Annotated in this window: 15 protein-coding genes; 12 read left to right on the top strand and 3 right to left on the bottom strand. The window is 68.7% G+C overall.

Going from position 1 to position 14,745, the window contains the following annotated elements:
* The first annotated feature begins 40 nt into the window (after positions 1–40).
* From metK to ACFXNW_RS09275, 4 genes are all read left to right on the top strand, one after another.
* Complete coding sequence (gene metK / locus ACFXNW_RS09290; protein ID WP_379417124.1) at positions 41–1,252, top strand: methionine adenosyltransferase; 1,212 nt, start codon at positions 41–43, stop codon at positions 1,250–1,252.
* Positions 1,253–1,379: 127 nt separating this feature from the next.
* Complete coding sequence (locus ACFXNW_RS09285; RefSeq protein WP_379417365.1) at positions 1,380–3,584, top strand: primosomal protein N'; 2,205 nt, start codon at positions 1,380–1,382, stop codon at positions 3,582–3,584.
* Between the two features lie 172 nt (positions 3,585–3,756).
* Complete coding sequence (locus ACFXNW_RS09280; protein ID WP_379417123.1) at positions 3,757–4,365, top strand: TetR/AcrR family transcriptional regulator; 609 nt, start codon at positions 3,757–3,759, stop codon at positions 4,363–4,365.
* A complete protein-coding gene (locus tag ACFXNW_RS09275; protein ID WP_379417122.1) occupies positions 4,362–5,069 on the top strand; it encodes a hypothetical protein in 708 nt (235 codons plus the stop codon). Before ACFXNW_RS09280 ends, ACFXNW_RS09275 begins: the two co-directional genes overlap by 4 nt.
* 35 nt (positions 5,070–5,104) lie before the next feature.
* On the opposite strand, the gene ACFXNW_RS09270 is transcribed toward ACFXNW_RS09275, so the two are convergent.
* The gene (locus ACFXNW_RS09270; protein WP_379417121.1) at positions 5,105–5,950 is read right to left on the bottom strand and encodes an NAD(P)H-binding protein; all 846 of its coding nucleotides are present in this window, start codon (positions 5,948–5,950) and stop codon (positions 5,105–5,107) included.
* Positions 5,951–6,027: 77 nt separating this feature from the next.
* Here ACFXNW_RS09270 and ACFXNW_RS09265 point away from each other — a divergent pair, with 77 nt between their 5' ends.
* From ACFXNW_RS09265 to ACFXNW_RS09235, 7 genes are all read left to right on the top strand, one after another.
* Entirely contained in the window at positions 6,028–6,606 is a 579-nt protein-coding gene (locus ACFXNW_RS09265) for a TetR/AcrR family transcriptional regulator (protein ID WP_379417120.1), read from the top strand.
* A gap of 150 nt (positions 6,607–6,756) precedes the next feature.
* Positions 6,757–7,422: a PadR family transcriptional regulator gene (locus ACFXNW_RS09260; RefSeq protein WP_379417119.1), complete on the top strand. Its 666-nt coding sequence runs from the start codon at positions 6,757–6,759 to the stop codon at positions 7,420–7,422.
* A 62-nt stretch (positions 7,423–7,484) separates the two neighbouring features.
* Positions 7,485–8,510, top strand: coding sequence for an esterase/lipase family protein (locus ACFXNW_RS09255; RefSeq protein WP_379417118.1), 1,026 nt, complete (start codon positions 7,485–7,487; stop codon positions 8,508–8,510).
* Positions 8,511–8,672: 162 nt separating this feature from the next.
* Entirely contained in the window at positions 8,673–9,215 is a 543-nt protein-coding gene (gene def, locus ACFXNW_RS09250) for a peptide deformylase (protein ID WP_379417117.1), read from the top strand.
* Entirely contained in the window at positions 9,215–10,138 is a 924-nt protein-coding gene (gene fmt / locus ACFXNW_RS09245; protein ID WP_379417116.1) for a methionyl-tRNA formyltransferase, read from the top strand. Before def ends, fmt begins: the two co-directional genes overlap by 1 nt.
* A gap of 395 nt (positions 10,139–10,533) precedes the next feature.
* Positions 10,534–11,862 (top strand): RsmB/NOP family class I SAM-dependent RNA methyltransferase, encoded by a 1,329-nt coding sequence (locus tag ACFXNW_RS09240; RefSeq protein ID WP_379417364.1) that lies wholly within the window; start codon positions 10,534–10,536, stop codon positions 11,860–11,862.
* Positions 11,863–12,246: 384 nt separating this feature from the next.
* The gene (locus ACFXNW_RS09235) at positions 12,247–12,594 is read left to right on the top strand and encodes an MmcQ/YjbR family DNA-binding protein (RefSeq protein ID WP_379417115.1); all 348 of its coding nucleotides are present in this window, start codon (positions 12,247–12,249) and stop codon (positions 12,592–12,594) included.
* A 21-nt stretch (positions 12,595–12,615) separates the two neighbouring features.
* Here ACFXNW_RS09235 and ACFXNW_RS09230 read toward each other — a convergent pair whose 3' ends face one another.
* Positions 12,616–13,389: an RNA polymerase sigma factor SigF gene (locus ACFXNW_RS09230; protein WP_379417363.1), complete on the bottom strand. Its 774-nt coding sequence runs from the start codon at positions 13,387–13,389 to the stop codon at positions 12,616–12,618.
* Positions 13,390–13,529: 140 nt separating this feature from the next.
* A complete protein-coding gene (locus ACFXNW_RS09225) occupies positions 13,530–13,952 on the bottom strand; it encodes an anti-sigma factor (RefSeq protein ID WP_379417114.1) in 423 nt (140 codons plus the stop codon).
* Positions 13,953–14,080: 128 nt separating this feature from the next.
* Between ACFXNW_RS09225 and rpe the strand changes: the two genes are divergently transcribed.
* On the top strand, positions 14,081–14,737 hold the full coding sequence (gene rpe, locus ACFXNW_RS09220) for a ribulose-phosphate 3-epimerase (protein WP_379417362.1): 657 nt from the start codon (positions 14,081–14,083) through the stop codon (positions 14,735–14,737).
* Positions 14,738–14,745: the final 8 nt, after the last annotated feature.

Genomic DNA, 14,745 nt, shown 5'->3' with positions numbered 1-14,745 from the left:
AGACCGAGAAGAGCAACCCGTTGAGGGAGAGGGAACAACTGTGCGCACGACCGGCAGTCGGCTATTCACCAGTGAGTCCGTGACCGAGGGTCATCCGGACAAGATCTGTGACGCCATCAGCGATTCCATCCTCGACGCGTTGCTGGCGGAGGATCCGCGCAGCCGGGTCGCGGTGGAGACCTTGGTGACCACCGGGCAGGTGCACGTCGCCGGTGAGGTCACCACCGAGGCATACGCGGACATCCCGCGCATCGTCCGGGAGAAGGTCCTCGACATCGGATACGACTCCTCGGCAAAGGGTTTCGACGGCAACTCCTGCGGTGTGAACATCGCGATCGGCGCGCAGTCGCCGGATATCGCGCAGGGCGTGGACACCTCGCACGAGGCGCGCGTCGGTGGCTCCGACGACGAGATCGAACAGCAGGGCGCCGGTGATCAGGGCCTGATGTTCGGCTACGCCACCACCGACACCCCCGAGCTGATGCCGCTGCCGATCGCGCTTGCGCACCGGCTCTCGCGCAGGCTCACCGAGGTCCGCAAGTCGGGCGTGCTGCCCTACCTGCGGCCCGACGGCAAGACCCAGGTCACCATCGAATACGAGGGTGATCGCCCGGTCCGGCTGGACACAGTGGTCATTTCCACCCAGCACGCCGCAGATATCGATCTGGACAATCTGCTCGCCCCCGATATCCGCGAGAAGGTCGTCGACTCGGTGCTGACCGATCTGTCGCTGCCCAGCCTCGACGTCGCCGACGTGCGGTTGCTGGTCAACCCCACCGGCAAGTTCGTGCTCGGCGGTCCGATGGGTGACGCGGGCCTGACCGGTCGCAAGATCATCGTCGACACCTACGGCGGCATGGCCCGGCACGGTGGTGGCGCGTTCTCCGGGAAGGATCCGTCGAAGGTGGACCGTTCGGCCGCCTACGCCATGCGTTGGGTCGCCAAGAACGTGGTCGCCGCGGGCCTGTCGGACCGGGTGGAGGTGCAGGTCGCCTACGCCATCGGCAAGGCAGCGCCGGTCGGGCTGTTCGTGGAGACCTTCGGCACCGAGAAGGTCGACCCGGCGCGGATCGCCAGCGCCATCACCGAGGTTTTCGACCTGCGTCCGGGCGCGATCATCCGCGATCTGGATCTGCTGCGCCCGATCTACGCACCGACCGCCGCGTACGGCCACTTCGGCCGCACCGACGTCGATCTGCCCTGGGAGCACACCGACCGCGCCGACAAGCTGCGCGCCGCCGCCGGCCTGTAGTTTCCGCGCCCGGGTGAACGAGCTCGCGGCCGACAGCACCCCCGGCGACGAACCGTCGCCGGGGGTGTCGGCTGTGTCGGGGCCGTCGCCGGGGCTCGAAGCGTTGCTCTCGCATCCGATCGCCCGGGTGCTCCCGCTGCTGACCCCCGCGCACCTGGACCGCGACTTCGACTATCTCGTTCCACCCGAACTCGACGAGATCGCCCAGCCGGGCGTCCGGGTCCGCGTCCGCTTCGCCGGGCGTCTGGTCGATGGCTATCTGCTCGCACGGCTCACCCGCAGCGATCACTCGGGGAAACTGGTGCCCTTGGAGCGTGTCGTCTCGGCCGAACGCGTCCTGACCCCCGAAATCCTGCGGCTGATCACCTCTGTGGCCGCGCGTTATGCCGGTACCCGCGCCGATGTCCTGCGGCTGGCCATACCGCCACGACACGCGCGCACCGAGAACGGTGCGACCGCGAAATCCAAGGCGGCGGAGAAGTCGTCCGAGGATGCGAAACAAGCTGCGGACGAGGAGGATTCGCCGACCGCTGTGCCGTCTGGCGAGCCGGCCACCCATGACCTCGTCAGCGCCGAAACCTATGCGCCCGAGGCGGATCCGTCGACCACATCGGCCGTCCCCAGCGCCGACGGGTCGGATCAGCCGGGTGGGGTGAAGGCCGACCGGCCGTGTGTAGTGGCGAGCGAGGAACCTTCCGATCTGCAGCCGGGCGCCGGTATCGATCCCACCCGGTGGAGCCGGTACTTGCACGGCGGGAGCTTTCTCGAAGCAGTGGCGCAGCGAAAGGGTGTGCGAGCGGCGTGGCAGGCGTTGCCGGGGGAACAGTGGGCGTCACGGTTGGCGGAACTGGCGGCGGTGGTGGTCGCCGGTGGACGCAGTGCGGTGCTGATGGTGCCCGATCAACGAGATCTCGATCGGGTCCTTGCCGAATGTCAGCGGCTGGTGGGGGACAAGGCGGTGGGATTGTCGGCGGGGCTCGGGCCCGCGGCACGCTATCGGCGCTGGCTGGCCGTGCTGCGCGGGACGGCGCGGGTGGTCGTCGGCACCCGTAGCGCGGTGTTCGTGCCCGCCCGCGACCTGGGCCTGATCGCCATCTGGGACGACGGTGACGACACCTACGCCGAGCCGCGCGCCCCGTATCCGCACGCCAGGGAAGTGGCGATGCTGCGCGCCCACGAGACCGGGGCGGCGTTCGTCGCGGGCGGGTTCGCGCGGACCGCCGAGATCCAGGCGGTCGTCGATTCCGGGTGGGCGAACGATCTGGTCGCCGACCGCACGACGCTGCGGACTGCCGCGCCGCGGATCAGCGCGCCGGGCGACACCGATATCGCCCTGGAACGCGACCCGGTCGCGCGCGCGGTACGCATACCTGGCGCTGCCTTCACGGCGGCACGTGCCGCGCTGAAGGAAGGAGCCGCGGTACTGGTGCAGGTGCCGCGCCGCGGGTATGTGCCGTCGCTGGCCTGCGGGAAATGCCGGATACCGGCGCGCTGTCGGCACTGCAACGGCCCGCTCGCCCTGCCGGAGGGTCCTCGCCGCGGGGGACCGGAATCCTCCGATGTCGCGCATAGTCCCAGTTGCCGCTGGTGCGGGCGCACCGAGGCCGGCTTTCGCTGCCCGGCCTGCGGATCGCGGGCATTGCGCGCGGTGGTGATCGGTGCGGCCCGCACCGCGGAGGAACTCGGCCGCGCCTTTCCCGGCGTGCCGATTCGGGGTTCCGGCGGTGGCGTCGTTCTCGACACGGTGGAGCCCGGACCCCAGGTCGTCGTCGCGACCGTCGGTGCGGAACCTGTGCTGCCCGGCGGATACGGCGTCGCGCTGCTCCTCGACGGCTGGGCCTTGCTCGGCCGCGCCGACCTGCGTGCCGCCGAGGACGCGCTGCGACGCTGGATGACCGCTGCAGCGCTGGTCCGCGCGAATGGCCAAGTGCTGGTGATGGCCGAACCGTCCATCCCGACGGTCCAGGCGCTCATCCGCTGGGACCCGATCGGCCATGCCAGGACCGAGGTCGACAGCCGCGCGGAGGTCGGCTTCCCGCCCGCGGTACGCATGGCCGCCGTCGACGGAACCTCCGAGGCCATCACCGAACTGCTCGCCGCCGCGACCCTCCCGGAATCGGCCGACCTCCTCGGCCCCGTGCCGCTCCCGCCCTTGGCTCGCAAGCCCTTCACCGGCGATTCCCCTGCCGAAGTCGAACGCATGCTGCTGCGTGCACCCCGTCGTGACGGCGCCGCTCTGGCCCGATCCCTTACCGCCGCCCAAGCCGTCCGCAGCGCTCAACGCTCCGATGCCCCGCTGCGCGTGCAGATCGACCCGGTGGATATCGGCTGACACACTGCCGCCGCGCTCGCCGCACGGCGTGTGCCACACCGGCGCCCTCCACAATCCTCGCTGGTGGATCCGAGTGTGACGCCGACCCAGGCCGCGACCTCGATGCCGTCGGGGTGCATGTTCGCCGAGCTTATTTATTAACTGGCCGATCAGTTAATGATAGAATCAGCTCATGGCCCGTACCGTCGATCCGCAGCGTGCCGCCGAACGGCGGCACGCGATCACCCTCGCCGCCGCTGAGCTGTTCGCGGCGCATGGCTTCGAGCGGACGACGGCGGCGCAGATCGCCGCGGCGGCCGGGCTGAGTTCGGGCAGCGTGTTCTATTACTTCCAGGACAAGGCCGCGGTGTTCAGGTCGATCTTCGAGCTATCTATTCCGGAGCACGCGGCACTGGTGGCCGAGCACATCGACCGAACGGACTGCCTGGGCGCGATTCTCGATATCGCCGAGGCGCTGGCGGCCGAATCGCTGGACGTGGCCGCGCCGGGGTTCATGTTCGAGTTGCTGCGGCGGCTGGGTCACGATCAGGAACTGGCCATCATGGTCGTCGAGGACGCCCGGCTCAGCGCCCAGGCCCTGACCACGCTGATCGAACGAGGTGCCGCGGCCCGGCAATTCGATCCTGGCTTCCCCGCGGCGGAAACCGCGCGGTGGATCCTGGCAGTTGTCGACGCCGCCTTCTTGAACGCCGACCCCGCCGAAACCGACCGGGACCCACGCCCGCTGGTGCGCGCGACAATATCGCGACTGCTGCGCCCGACCCCCATGGAGGACCGATGAAGGCCGAACCTGTTGTCGTGCGTTTCTCGAACATCTGGGTGGTGGCGTTCGGCGTGGCAGGCGCTGTGCTCGGCTGCGGTATCGGGTTCGCTGTGCCGGTGGTCGGGAATTGGATGGTGGACGTGCTGGGGGATGTGCCCGGTCCGGTGGAGGTGGCGATGACCGTGCCTGCGGTGTGGCTGGTGCCGATCCTCACGGCCGTCGGGATCATCGGCGGCGCGGTGCTGTTCGAGATCGCACGCGGTGAGAGCTTGACCCTGACCGTCGACGCCGATCATGTCGAACTGTCCCAGGGTGGCCGCAACAAGTACGTGGCACATGAGCAGGTCGCCTCGGTCTTCCGTGAGGACGCCGACCTGGTACTCGCCGACCGTGACCGGCGTTCGCTGGCCCGTTTCAAGGCAGACGACCTGAGCGGCGCCGCAGTCGCCAGCGCCTTTCGCACACACGACTATCCGTGGCTCGACGGCAACGACCCCTTCGCCGGCGAGTACACCCGCTGGATCGATGGCAGGCCCGAGACCGGCGCCGATATCGATGCGGTGCTGCGTGGCCGCCGCCGGGCCATGGACGATGAAGACCGCACCGCCATCGAGGAGTTCGGCGAAAAGCTGCTCGCCCTCGGCGTCGAGGTGCGAGACCGCAAGGGGGAGCAGCAGATCCGCCTGCTGAGCGAGGATCGGGGCAACGCCGGCGGCCGGTGAACCGAACTCCGATCAGCCGCCCCTGGTGGACGCCGTCAGCGGAATGGCGCGATATGGTCGGCAGCCCATTCCGCAAAGGTGCGTGCCGGGCGCCCGAGTGCCCGGTGCACATCGGTGCTGATCCGCAGTTCGTCGTCGGTCGGTGCACCGAGGATGTCGAGGGTGGTCTCGACCACCGGTTCTGGCATGAACTCCAGCATCTGTTCCCTGGCCTGCGCCCGGGTCTGCTCGACGAACCCGATCGGCTCACCGAGAGCGAAAGCGAGGGCCTCCGCCCGCCGCCGCGGCGTGCTCAGCTCCGGTCCGGTGAGCGTGTAGACCTGCCCGGCGTGAGCATCGGACTGGAGCGCCGCCGCGGCGACTTCCGCGATATCGCGCGGATCGATGGTCGGCAGGCCGACATCACCGAACGGCGCCGCAATGGTCCGCGCGCCACGCACCGAGGGCACCCAGGCGAACGCGTTGGAGTGGAAGGCACCGGGCCGCAGAATGGTCCAATCCAGCCCCGACTGCCGTACGGCCTCGTCGAAGGCTCGACCGATACCGCCATGTGAGGCCGAGTCCGGTCGGGTAGCCACGCCCTGCGACGACAACAGCACCACTCGCCGGACGCCACCGGCCTTGGCGATATCGAGGATGTCGGCCGGACGCATCAGGTGCGCACTCATGCCGGTGTCGTGCAGGAACAGGGCCTCGGCGCCGTCGAGGGCCGATCGCAGGCTTTCCGGATCCGTCACGTCCGCCTGTTGTGTTCGCACACCCTGCGGGACCGAATCGGGCGCGACAGTGCGCGACACGGCCGTCACTCTCGCACCCGCCGCTGCCAGGGCGCCCACCAGCGGGGTGCCGACATTTCCGGTTGCTCCGGTAACCACGATCATGATCAAAATCCTTAAGTTAGTTGGCTGACTAACTGAACCGTAGTGGATGTACCGCGCACCTGTCTAGAGTTAGTTGTATGACTGACTCAGTGCGCGCGGTGAAGGCGGGGAAGCGAGAGCGGTTGGTCGACGCCGCCGTCCAGGTCTTCTACGAACGCGGCGTAGAGAAGACCACCATCGCCGACGTCGCCAAGGTGGCCGAGGTGCCGGTGGGCAATGTGTACTACTACTTCAAAACCAAGGATCAGCTGATCGAGGCGGCGGTCGGCGCGCACCGGCACCGACTGGCGCAATTGCTCGATGAGTTCGATCGCCTCGACAGTCCGCGGGCTCGGCTGCGCGGCCTGATCGCCGGATGGGTCGACCTGCGCGACCAGGCCGCACAGTTCGGCTGCCCGTTCGGCACGCTCGCTTCCGAGATGGACAAGCGTCCCGAGGTGCTGGATGCGGAGATCGCTGCGACTATGCGCGTTCTCGTGGACTGGGCCCAACGGCAGTTCGAGGCCATGGGGCGATCGGATGCGGCCGAGCTCGGCGTCGCGCTCATCGCTGCGTATCAAGGAATATCACTGCTCACCAACACTTTTCGTGACCCGAGTCTGATGGCTGCCGAAGGGGATCGGTTGGCGCGCTGGATTGATTCGCTGGAGGGCTGAGGGTTCGACGGCGCGCCGGCGGGCCGCCCGTTGTGTGCGGGGCATCACGCCGGCGGTGCCGAAGAATCTCAACGGAAGGGTTGTCATGGATAGATTGCCGATATATCGTCGATAGTGTTCAGCAAGTACGAGAGCCTGAGGAGGCTTGACATGGAAAACACAGAGATGCATCGAGAGCATGGACGACGTGGTGGTCGGCAACGGCCAGGATTCGACGAGTTCGGACCGCGGCGCGGCCAGTTCCGTCGCGGTGGTGGCCCGCGCCACGGTTTCGGCCCCGAGTTCGGCCCGGGCTTCGGTCCTGGTTTCGGCCCCGGCTTCGGTCCGGGATTCGGCCGTGGACGTGGTCGCGGCGGCCGGGGCAGGCGCGGTGACGTCCGCGCGGCCATCCTGCTGCTGCTGACCGAACGTCCTATGCACGGCTACGAACTCATCCAGCAGATCCGTGAGCGCAGTGACGATCTGTGGCGCCCGAGCCCCGGATCCATCTACCCCGCGCTGGCGCAGCTCGAGGACGAGGGCCTGGTGCTCATCGAGAAGGTGGCCGGTCGCAAGACCGCCAAACTGACCGAATCCGGCACCGCCTACGTCGAGGAGCATCGCGACGAGCTCGGCGACCCGTGGGCCGACGTCAAACAGGACGTCGGTGCCCAGGCGATCGACCTGCGAGCGTTGGTCGGACAGCTCATGGGCGCGGTCGCGCAGGTCGCGGCGGCGGGTACTCCCGAGCAGGCGGCCAAGGCGGCCGATGTGCTCAACGAAGCACGCCGTTCGCTTTATCGAATCCTGGCTGACGACGCGACCCCCGAAAAATAACGGGGTGGTGAATACCCCGCCCGGGGGGCGCTTTTCGCGCAGACAGGGTAGATCATTGTGACATGGAACAAGCACGAGGTTTGTGGGGTCGGGGAACGTCACAATGGGGTCGGGCCGTACTGGCCGGCGTCGCGGCGGCGGCCGTGCTCATCGGTACGGCGACGGCGCAATCCGGGTCGGCCAGGGCCCAGCCATCCGGATACCTACCGCCGCTGGTACCCAGCGGGTCGGCGCCACCGCAGCCGGACCATCTAGCGGCCGCGCTGTATATGAAAACGCATCCGAACGCCGTCCCTGAAGGCACCAACGACTTCGGTTGCAAGCCGACTGCCGCGCATCCGCGGCCGGTCGTCCTGGCCCACGGCACCGACGCAAGCGCCTACTCCGATTGGTCGGCGATCGCGCCACGGCTCGCGTCCGAGGGGTATTGCGTTTTCGCGCTCAACTACGGCGGCAAGCCCGGCGCGACCAGCTTCGGCACCGAGGACCTGCGCCTGAGCGCCCATCAGATCGGTGACTTCGTCGACGACGTCCTCGCTGCCACCGGTGCCGAGAAGGTCGATCTGGTCGGCTTCTCGCAGGGCGCCAACGTGACGCGCTACTACATCAACAAGCTCGGCGGGGCCGGCAACGTCGGCCGTTGGGTCGGGCTGGCCTCGCCCAGCTATGGCGGCGTGATGTACGGGCTGGTGCCGATCGCCCAGGCCATACCCGGCGTCTTGGAAGCATTCGCGCAGGTGACGTCGCTGGCCGCGATCCAGCAGGTGCAGGGGTCACCGATCATGCTGGAGCTGAACGCGGGTGGCGACACCGTTCCCGGCGTGCACTACGTAACCATCGGCAGCCGCGTCGACGAGATGATCCAGCCCTTCGAGAACATCGCCCTGCACGGTCCCGGCGCCGAGAACGTCGTGATCCAGGACCGCTGCGCCGCGAACCTGACCGGACACTTCCACATGGTGTACGACCCGTTCGTGATGCAGCTGTTGCTCGAGGCTCTCGATCCGGCAACGGCGCCGACACCGATCTGCGAACCCGTGCAGCTCGGAACTGGCATCCCGCAGGTGATCATCGGGGGCAATATCTGAGCGGGAACACCGAGACGGGCGGCCGGACGGAGGGCTCGACACCCCGCCCGGACCGCACCGGATTTGTACCAGCAATCGGTCGCGGGATCCGGGATCTCCGGCCGGCCCGGCGTGCTCTCTAGAATGAGGCGACCGAATTTCCTCCGCACTCCGGGAGCCGCCGTGACCATTCAGCCCGTTCGCCTGTTCGGCGACCCCATCCTGCGAGCCCGCGCCGCGGAGGTCACCGGCTTCGATCGTGAGCTGCGGCAGCTGGTCACCGACCTCACCGAGACCATGCACGACGACGGCGGGGTCGGCATGGCCGCGCCGCAGATCGGCGTCGGGTTGCGCGTGTTCGTCTACGACACCGGCGACGCGGCCGGTCATCTGGTGAACCCCACCTGGACGGTGCTCGACGATCAGGAGCAGGTCGGGCCGGAGGGCTGCCTGTCGATTCCCGGCCTGCGCTACGACACCCGCCGCGCGCTGCGCGTGCGTGCCTCGGGTGTGGACATGACCGGCGCGCCGGTCGAGTTCGACGCCGAAGGCCTGCTGGCCCGGTGCGTGCAGCACGAATCCGATCATCTCGATGGCGTGCTGTTCATCGACAAGCTCGAGTCCGCCGACCGCAAGGACGCCATGCGGTCGATCCGGGAATCGGACTGGTTCGCCGCGGGTATCACCGTGCGCCCCAGCCGGTCGGTCGTCGAGCGGGGTCGCTGATGCGCATCGTGTTCGCGGGCACACCCGAACCCGCGGTGCCGTCGCTGCGGCGGTTCATCGACTCCGAACGGCATGAGGTCGTGGCGGTGATCACCCGCCCCGACGCCGTCGCCGGGCGCGGGCGCAAGGTCACCCGCTCGCCGGTCGGCACACTGGCCGACGAGCACGGCATCCCGGTCCTGACCCCGTCGCGCCCTTCCGATCCCGAATTCATCGCGCAGCTCACGGATCTGGCGCCCGACTGCTGCCCGGTGGTGGCTTATGGCGCGTTGCTGCCGCAGCAGGTGCTCGACATTCCCCGGTTCGGCTGGATCAACCTCCATTTCTCGCTGCTGCCCGCCTGGCGTGGCGCGGCGCCGGTGCAGGCGGCCATCGATGCGGGCGACGAGTTCACCGGCGCCTCGACCTTCCAGATCGAGGCCGGACTCGACACCGGTCCGGTCTTCGGTGTGGTCACCGAACGCATCGCCGTCACCGATACCGCGGGTGCGCTGTTGGACCGGCTCGCCGACAGCGGCGCGGTGCTACTGGAGAAAACCCTCGACGGTGTGGAAGACGGGACGCTGCAAGCGGTCCCGCAGTCCGCCGATGGTGTGTCCTACGCTCCGAAGGTGTTGGTGGAAGCCGCCAGGGTGCGGTGGGACCAGCCGGCCCTCGCCGTCAACCGCCGCATCCGCGCGGTTACTCCCGCACCCGGCGCGTGGACCGAAGTCGCGGGCAACCGCCTCAAGCTGGGCCCGGTGGAGCTGGTCGAAGAAGAGCTTCCGGAACGGCATATCGAGGTCCGCAAGTCCGGCGTCTTTGTCGGCACCGCGACCACTGCCGTCCGCCTGGAACAGGTTCAGCCACAAGGTAAACGCATGATGGCGGCGCTCGACTGGGCACGCGGCGCACGCCTCGAGCCGGGTGCGGTGGTCGAATGAGCGGCAACCAGAACTCCGGCGATCGAAACGATTCGGGCAGGCCGGACCGTCGACGCGATTCGTCGACGCGATCGGCCCGGGGGAAGCGGGACTACACCGGCGGGCAGCGCGACGATCGCGGTCGTGGCCCGGGCGAGGGCGGCGCCGGGCGTCGCGACCGCCGAGATCAGCCCGGCACGGGGGAGCCGAGATCCGGCGGCCGTCCCCGATCGGCCGGGGCCGGCGGCGCAGGGCGGCGGTTTGCGTCGGGTGATGCCCCCGGCGCTCGCGGTGGGCCGACCGGCGGCCGCGGAGCGGCGAAGGGTGCAGAACGCGGCGGTGGCCGTCGCGGTGCAGGAGATCATGGCACCAAAGCCGGTGGGCGAGCGCAGGATCGGGGCCGACGGCCGGACTCGATCGATCCGGCACGTGAGGTCGCGCTCGAGACATTGCGCGCGGTCCGTGAGCGCGATGCCTACGCCAACCTGGTGCTGCCGGGGCTGCTGCGCGAACGCCGGCTCGAGGGCAGGGACGCGGCGTTGGCCACCGAACTCGGGTACGGCGCTTGCCGGGCACAGGGCGTGCTGGACGCGGTGATCGCCGAATGCGCCGGTCGCGACGTCGCCGATATCGACGGTCCGCTGCTGGATATCTTGCGGCTCGGCGTGTACCAGTTGCTGCGCACCCGGATCGGTGCTCATGCCGCGGTCGATACGTCGGTGGCCTTGGCACGGGCCGAGTTCGGTGCGGGCAAGGCCGGTTTCGTGAATGCGGTGCTGCGCCGGGCAGGCGAGCGCGACGCTGCCGAATGGGTGGAATTGCTCGCCCCTCGTGATCCGGTGGGCCATCTGGCCTTCGAATACGCGCATCCGACCTGGATCGCGCAGGCCTTCGCCGACGCCCTCGGCGCCGACGCCGCGGAACTGGGGGACGCGCTCGCTGCCGACGACGCGCGACCGTCGGTGCATCTTGTGGCCAGGCCCGGCGATATCACCTCCGAGGAGCTGGCCCTGGTCACCGGTGGTGAGGAGGGCCGCTGGTCGCCCTACGCGGTGTATCTGGAAGGCGGTGATCCGGGCAAACTCGAGCCGGTGCGCGAAGGCATGGCCGCGGTGCAGGACGAAGGCAGCCAGCTGGTCGCGCTCGCGCTCACCCGCGCCCCGCTCGAGGGGCCGGACAACGGCCGATGGCTGGACCTGTGCGCAGGCCCCGGCGGCAAAGCGGCGCTGCTCGGTGCGCTCGCCGCCATCGATGGTTTCCACATCGACGCGGTGGAGCCCGCCGAACACCGCGCCGAACTGGTCCGCAAGTCCACCTCGGGTCTCCCCGTCCAGGTGCACGTCGTCGACGGCCGCGACAGCGGACTTACCCCCGGCTACGACCGCATCCTGGTCGACGCACCGTGCACCGGGCTCGGCGCTCTGCGCCGCCGTCCCGAGGCCCGCTGGCGTCGCACCCCCGCCGACGTCGCCGAACTGGTGGTGCTGCAACGCGAACTGCTGGCTGCCGCGTGGGATCTGCTACGACCAGGCGGGGTGGTGGTCTACTCGACCTGCTCGCCGCATCTGCCGGAAACGGTGGCCGTGGTGGCCGACGCCGTCCGCCGCACCGGCGCCGAGCAACTCGACACCCGCACCTACGTCCCCGGCGTCCCGGACCTGGGCCCCGGCCCCGGCGCGCAACTCTGGCCGCACCGCCATGGGACCGACTCCATGTTCCTGGCCGCGCTGCGCAAGCCGCTGTAGTCGCCGGATCCGACGCCGTTCGTCTCTCTGGCGGGATGGGCGGCGTCGGCATTCCGGGTGCCACTGCCAAGGCGGGTATCGGTGGTTCGGACTGGTCGTGGCGGTGGTCGGGCCCAGCTGCTTCCACAGTCCGCTGCGGCCATCGGCGGCCGGTGCGGCGATGATACGGGTCCTGCACCGACAGCACTGGCTGTCCGGCGGCGTGGCGCAACGTCGTGCCGCGATCGTGCCACCGGTGGCCGCCGATACATCACTCTGGACCGACGACTCGGACGTCCGAGGCGAGGTTCCGTCGGTACCGGAGGACCGATGTGCGCCCGGGCGCCGCGCCGCCATGCGACATTCGTCCAAGCCGTCTCACATCCACGAGTGCACACTCGACTCATGGGAATCGACTGGGCGGGTGTGGTGGCGCTGGCGACGGAGTTGCCCGGGGTCGAGGAGTCGACCTGGTGGCGGACGCCGGGGCTGAAGGTGGGCAAGAAGGGGTTCGCGCGGCTGCGGGTGGAGGCCGAGGGCGGGCTGGTCTTGCTGTGTGATCCGCAGGAGAAGGCCGCGCTGCTGGCCTCGGGGGATCCGTCGTACTACACGACGCCGCACTACGACGGCCATCCGTTCATCCTCATCGACCTCGACCGGGTCGATATCGCCCAGCTGCGCGAACTGCTGGATGCGGCGTGGTGGCTATCGGCCCCGGCAAAGCTGCGCAGGGAACGCGAACGCGCGGGCTGAGCAGACAATTCGGCCGCCCGGCTATTCCCGTGAGGACTGTTCCCGCAGGCGGGCAAGGGTTTTCGCAAGGATGCGGGAGACGTGCATCTGCGAGATCCCCATATGCTGCGCGATCTGGGTCTGGGTCATGGATTCGAAGAATCGCATGGTGAGGATGCGGCGTTCACGTTCGGGCAGGCCGTCCAGCAGTGGCCGGATGGCGACGTATTCCTCCACCCGGTCGAACTGGGATTCCTCCTCGCCGAGGGTGTCGAGCAGCGATGCGTCGGTATCGCGGCCGACGGAGGCGGCGTCGATGGAGGTGGGCTGGTAGGCGTTGCCCGCGATGACGGCCTGGGTGACCTCGTCGGGGTCGACCTCGAGTTCGGCGGCGATCTCCTTCGCGGTAGGGGAACGGCCCAGAGTCTGGGACAGCGAGTCGACGGCGGCGCCGATGCGCAGGTGGGTTTCCTTGACCCGTCGCGGCACCCGCATCGCCCAGGTGTTGTCGCGGAAGTAGCGGCGGACCTCACCCATGATGGTCGGCACGGCGAAGGACAGGAAGTTCGAGCCGCGTTCGACGTCGAACCGGTCCACGGCGTGAACCAGGCCGACACGTGCGACCTGGGTGAGATCGTCGAACGGTTCACCGCGTCCGCTGAATTTGCGGGCGATGTGGTCGGCGAGGGGGATGCATCGGTTGATCAGTTCGTCGCGCAACGCGATGTAGGCGGCGGTGCCGGTCTCGATGGTGCCGAGACGGGTGAACAGCGCCGCGACATCGTCGTAACCGGAAGCCTGTCGCGCCGTCTCGATGGTGTCGTCGGTGCTGTCGGCGGGTTGTTCGGTGTTGTCAGCGGACTGGACGGCATCGCCGGTGGGCTGTTCGATGTTGCCGGGCGTCTCGGGAGCACCGTCGTTGTCTGCGGGGTCGAGCACGGTGTCCTCGTCGGCCACTACGCCTTCCCTCGGACGCGACGGAATTCGACCGTCGTCGGGTATCCGGAGGCGGCCGGATCGAACGGGCCCTGGGCTGCTTCGACCGAATCGGTGAGCGTGCGCAGCACATGCCAGCCGAAGCTGCGCTGGTCGGGCAGCCCTTCATCGGCGGCGATGCCGGATACGTGCACCCGAAGCTCGAGGTCACCGACAGTGAACCGGCAGTGCAGGCTGCTCTCGGGAGCGGCGACCGCGATGAGCGTCGAGCACACTTCGTCGACGGCGAGGCGGATGTCGGCCACTTCGTCGAGGGTGAAATCACTGAGCAGGACCAGTGTTTCGGCGAGTCCGCGCACGATCGGCAGCTGACCGACCGATGCCGCGACCCGAATTTCCACCGGGGTGCTGTAGAGCCCCTGTTCCGCCGAAATATTGATCACGCCATGAGGCTACCCACTCCGGGCCGTGGCAACCCAACTACGGCTGTGACCCATCCCGCAGTGCGCGCGCCCTACCGTTAAACTGCCGCGTTGTGTCCACGCCGACGTTCTCCCGCCCCAAGTCCCCGATGATCGCTCCGTCGATCCTGTCCGCCGATTTCGCGCATCTCGCGGACGAGGCGAATGCCGTGTCCACCGCCGACTGGCTGCATGTCGATGTGATGGACGCCCATTTCGTTCCGAACCTGACCCTGGGGTTGCCGGTGGTGGAGAGCCTGCTCAAGGCCACCGACATTCCGCTGGACTGCCACCTGATGATCGAGGACCCGGCCCGTTGGGCGCCGCCGTACGCGGAGGCGGGCGCCTACAACGTGACCTTCCACGCGGAGGCCACCGACGATCCGGTGGCGGTGGCGCGCGATATCCGGGCGGCGGGTGCGAAGGCAGGCTTGTCGGTGAAGCCGAACACTCCGATCGAGCCGTATCTGGAGATATTGCGCGATTTCGACACGTTGCTGGTGATGAGCGTCGAGCCCGGTTTCGGCGGGCAGTCGTTCATCGCGAGTGTGCTGGAGAAGGCGCGCACTGTGCGGCGTCTTGTCGATTCCGGTGAGCTGCGTCTTGTCGTGGAGATCGATGGCGGTATCAATGCCGACACCATCGAGCAGGCCGCAGAAGCCGGTATTGATTGTTTCGTCGCGGGTTCGGCGGTCTACAACACCGCTGATCCCGGCGCCACCGTGGAGACGCTGCGCAGGCAGGCCGCCACGGTGTGGACGCGCTGATCAGGATT

The sequence above is a fragment of the Nocardia sp. NPDC059180 genome (assembly GCF_042754945.1).
Lineage (GTDB): Bacteria > Actinomycetota > Actinomycetes > Mycobacteriales > Mycobacteriaceae > Nocardia.
This window is presented reverse-complemented; position numbering and strand designations above follow the sequence as displayed.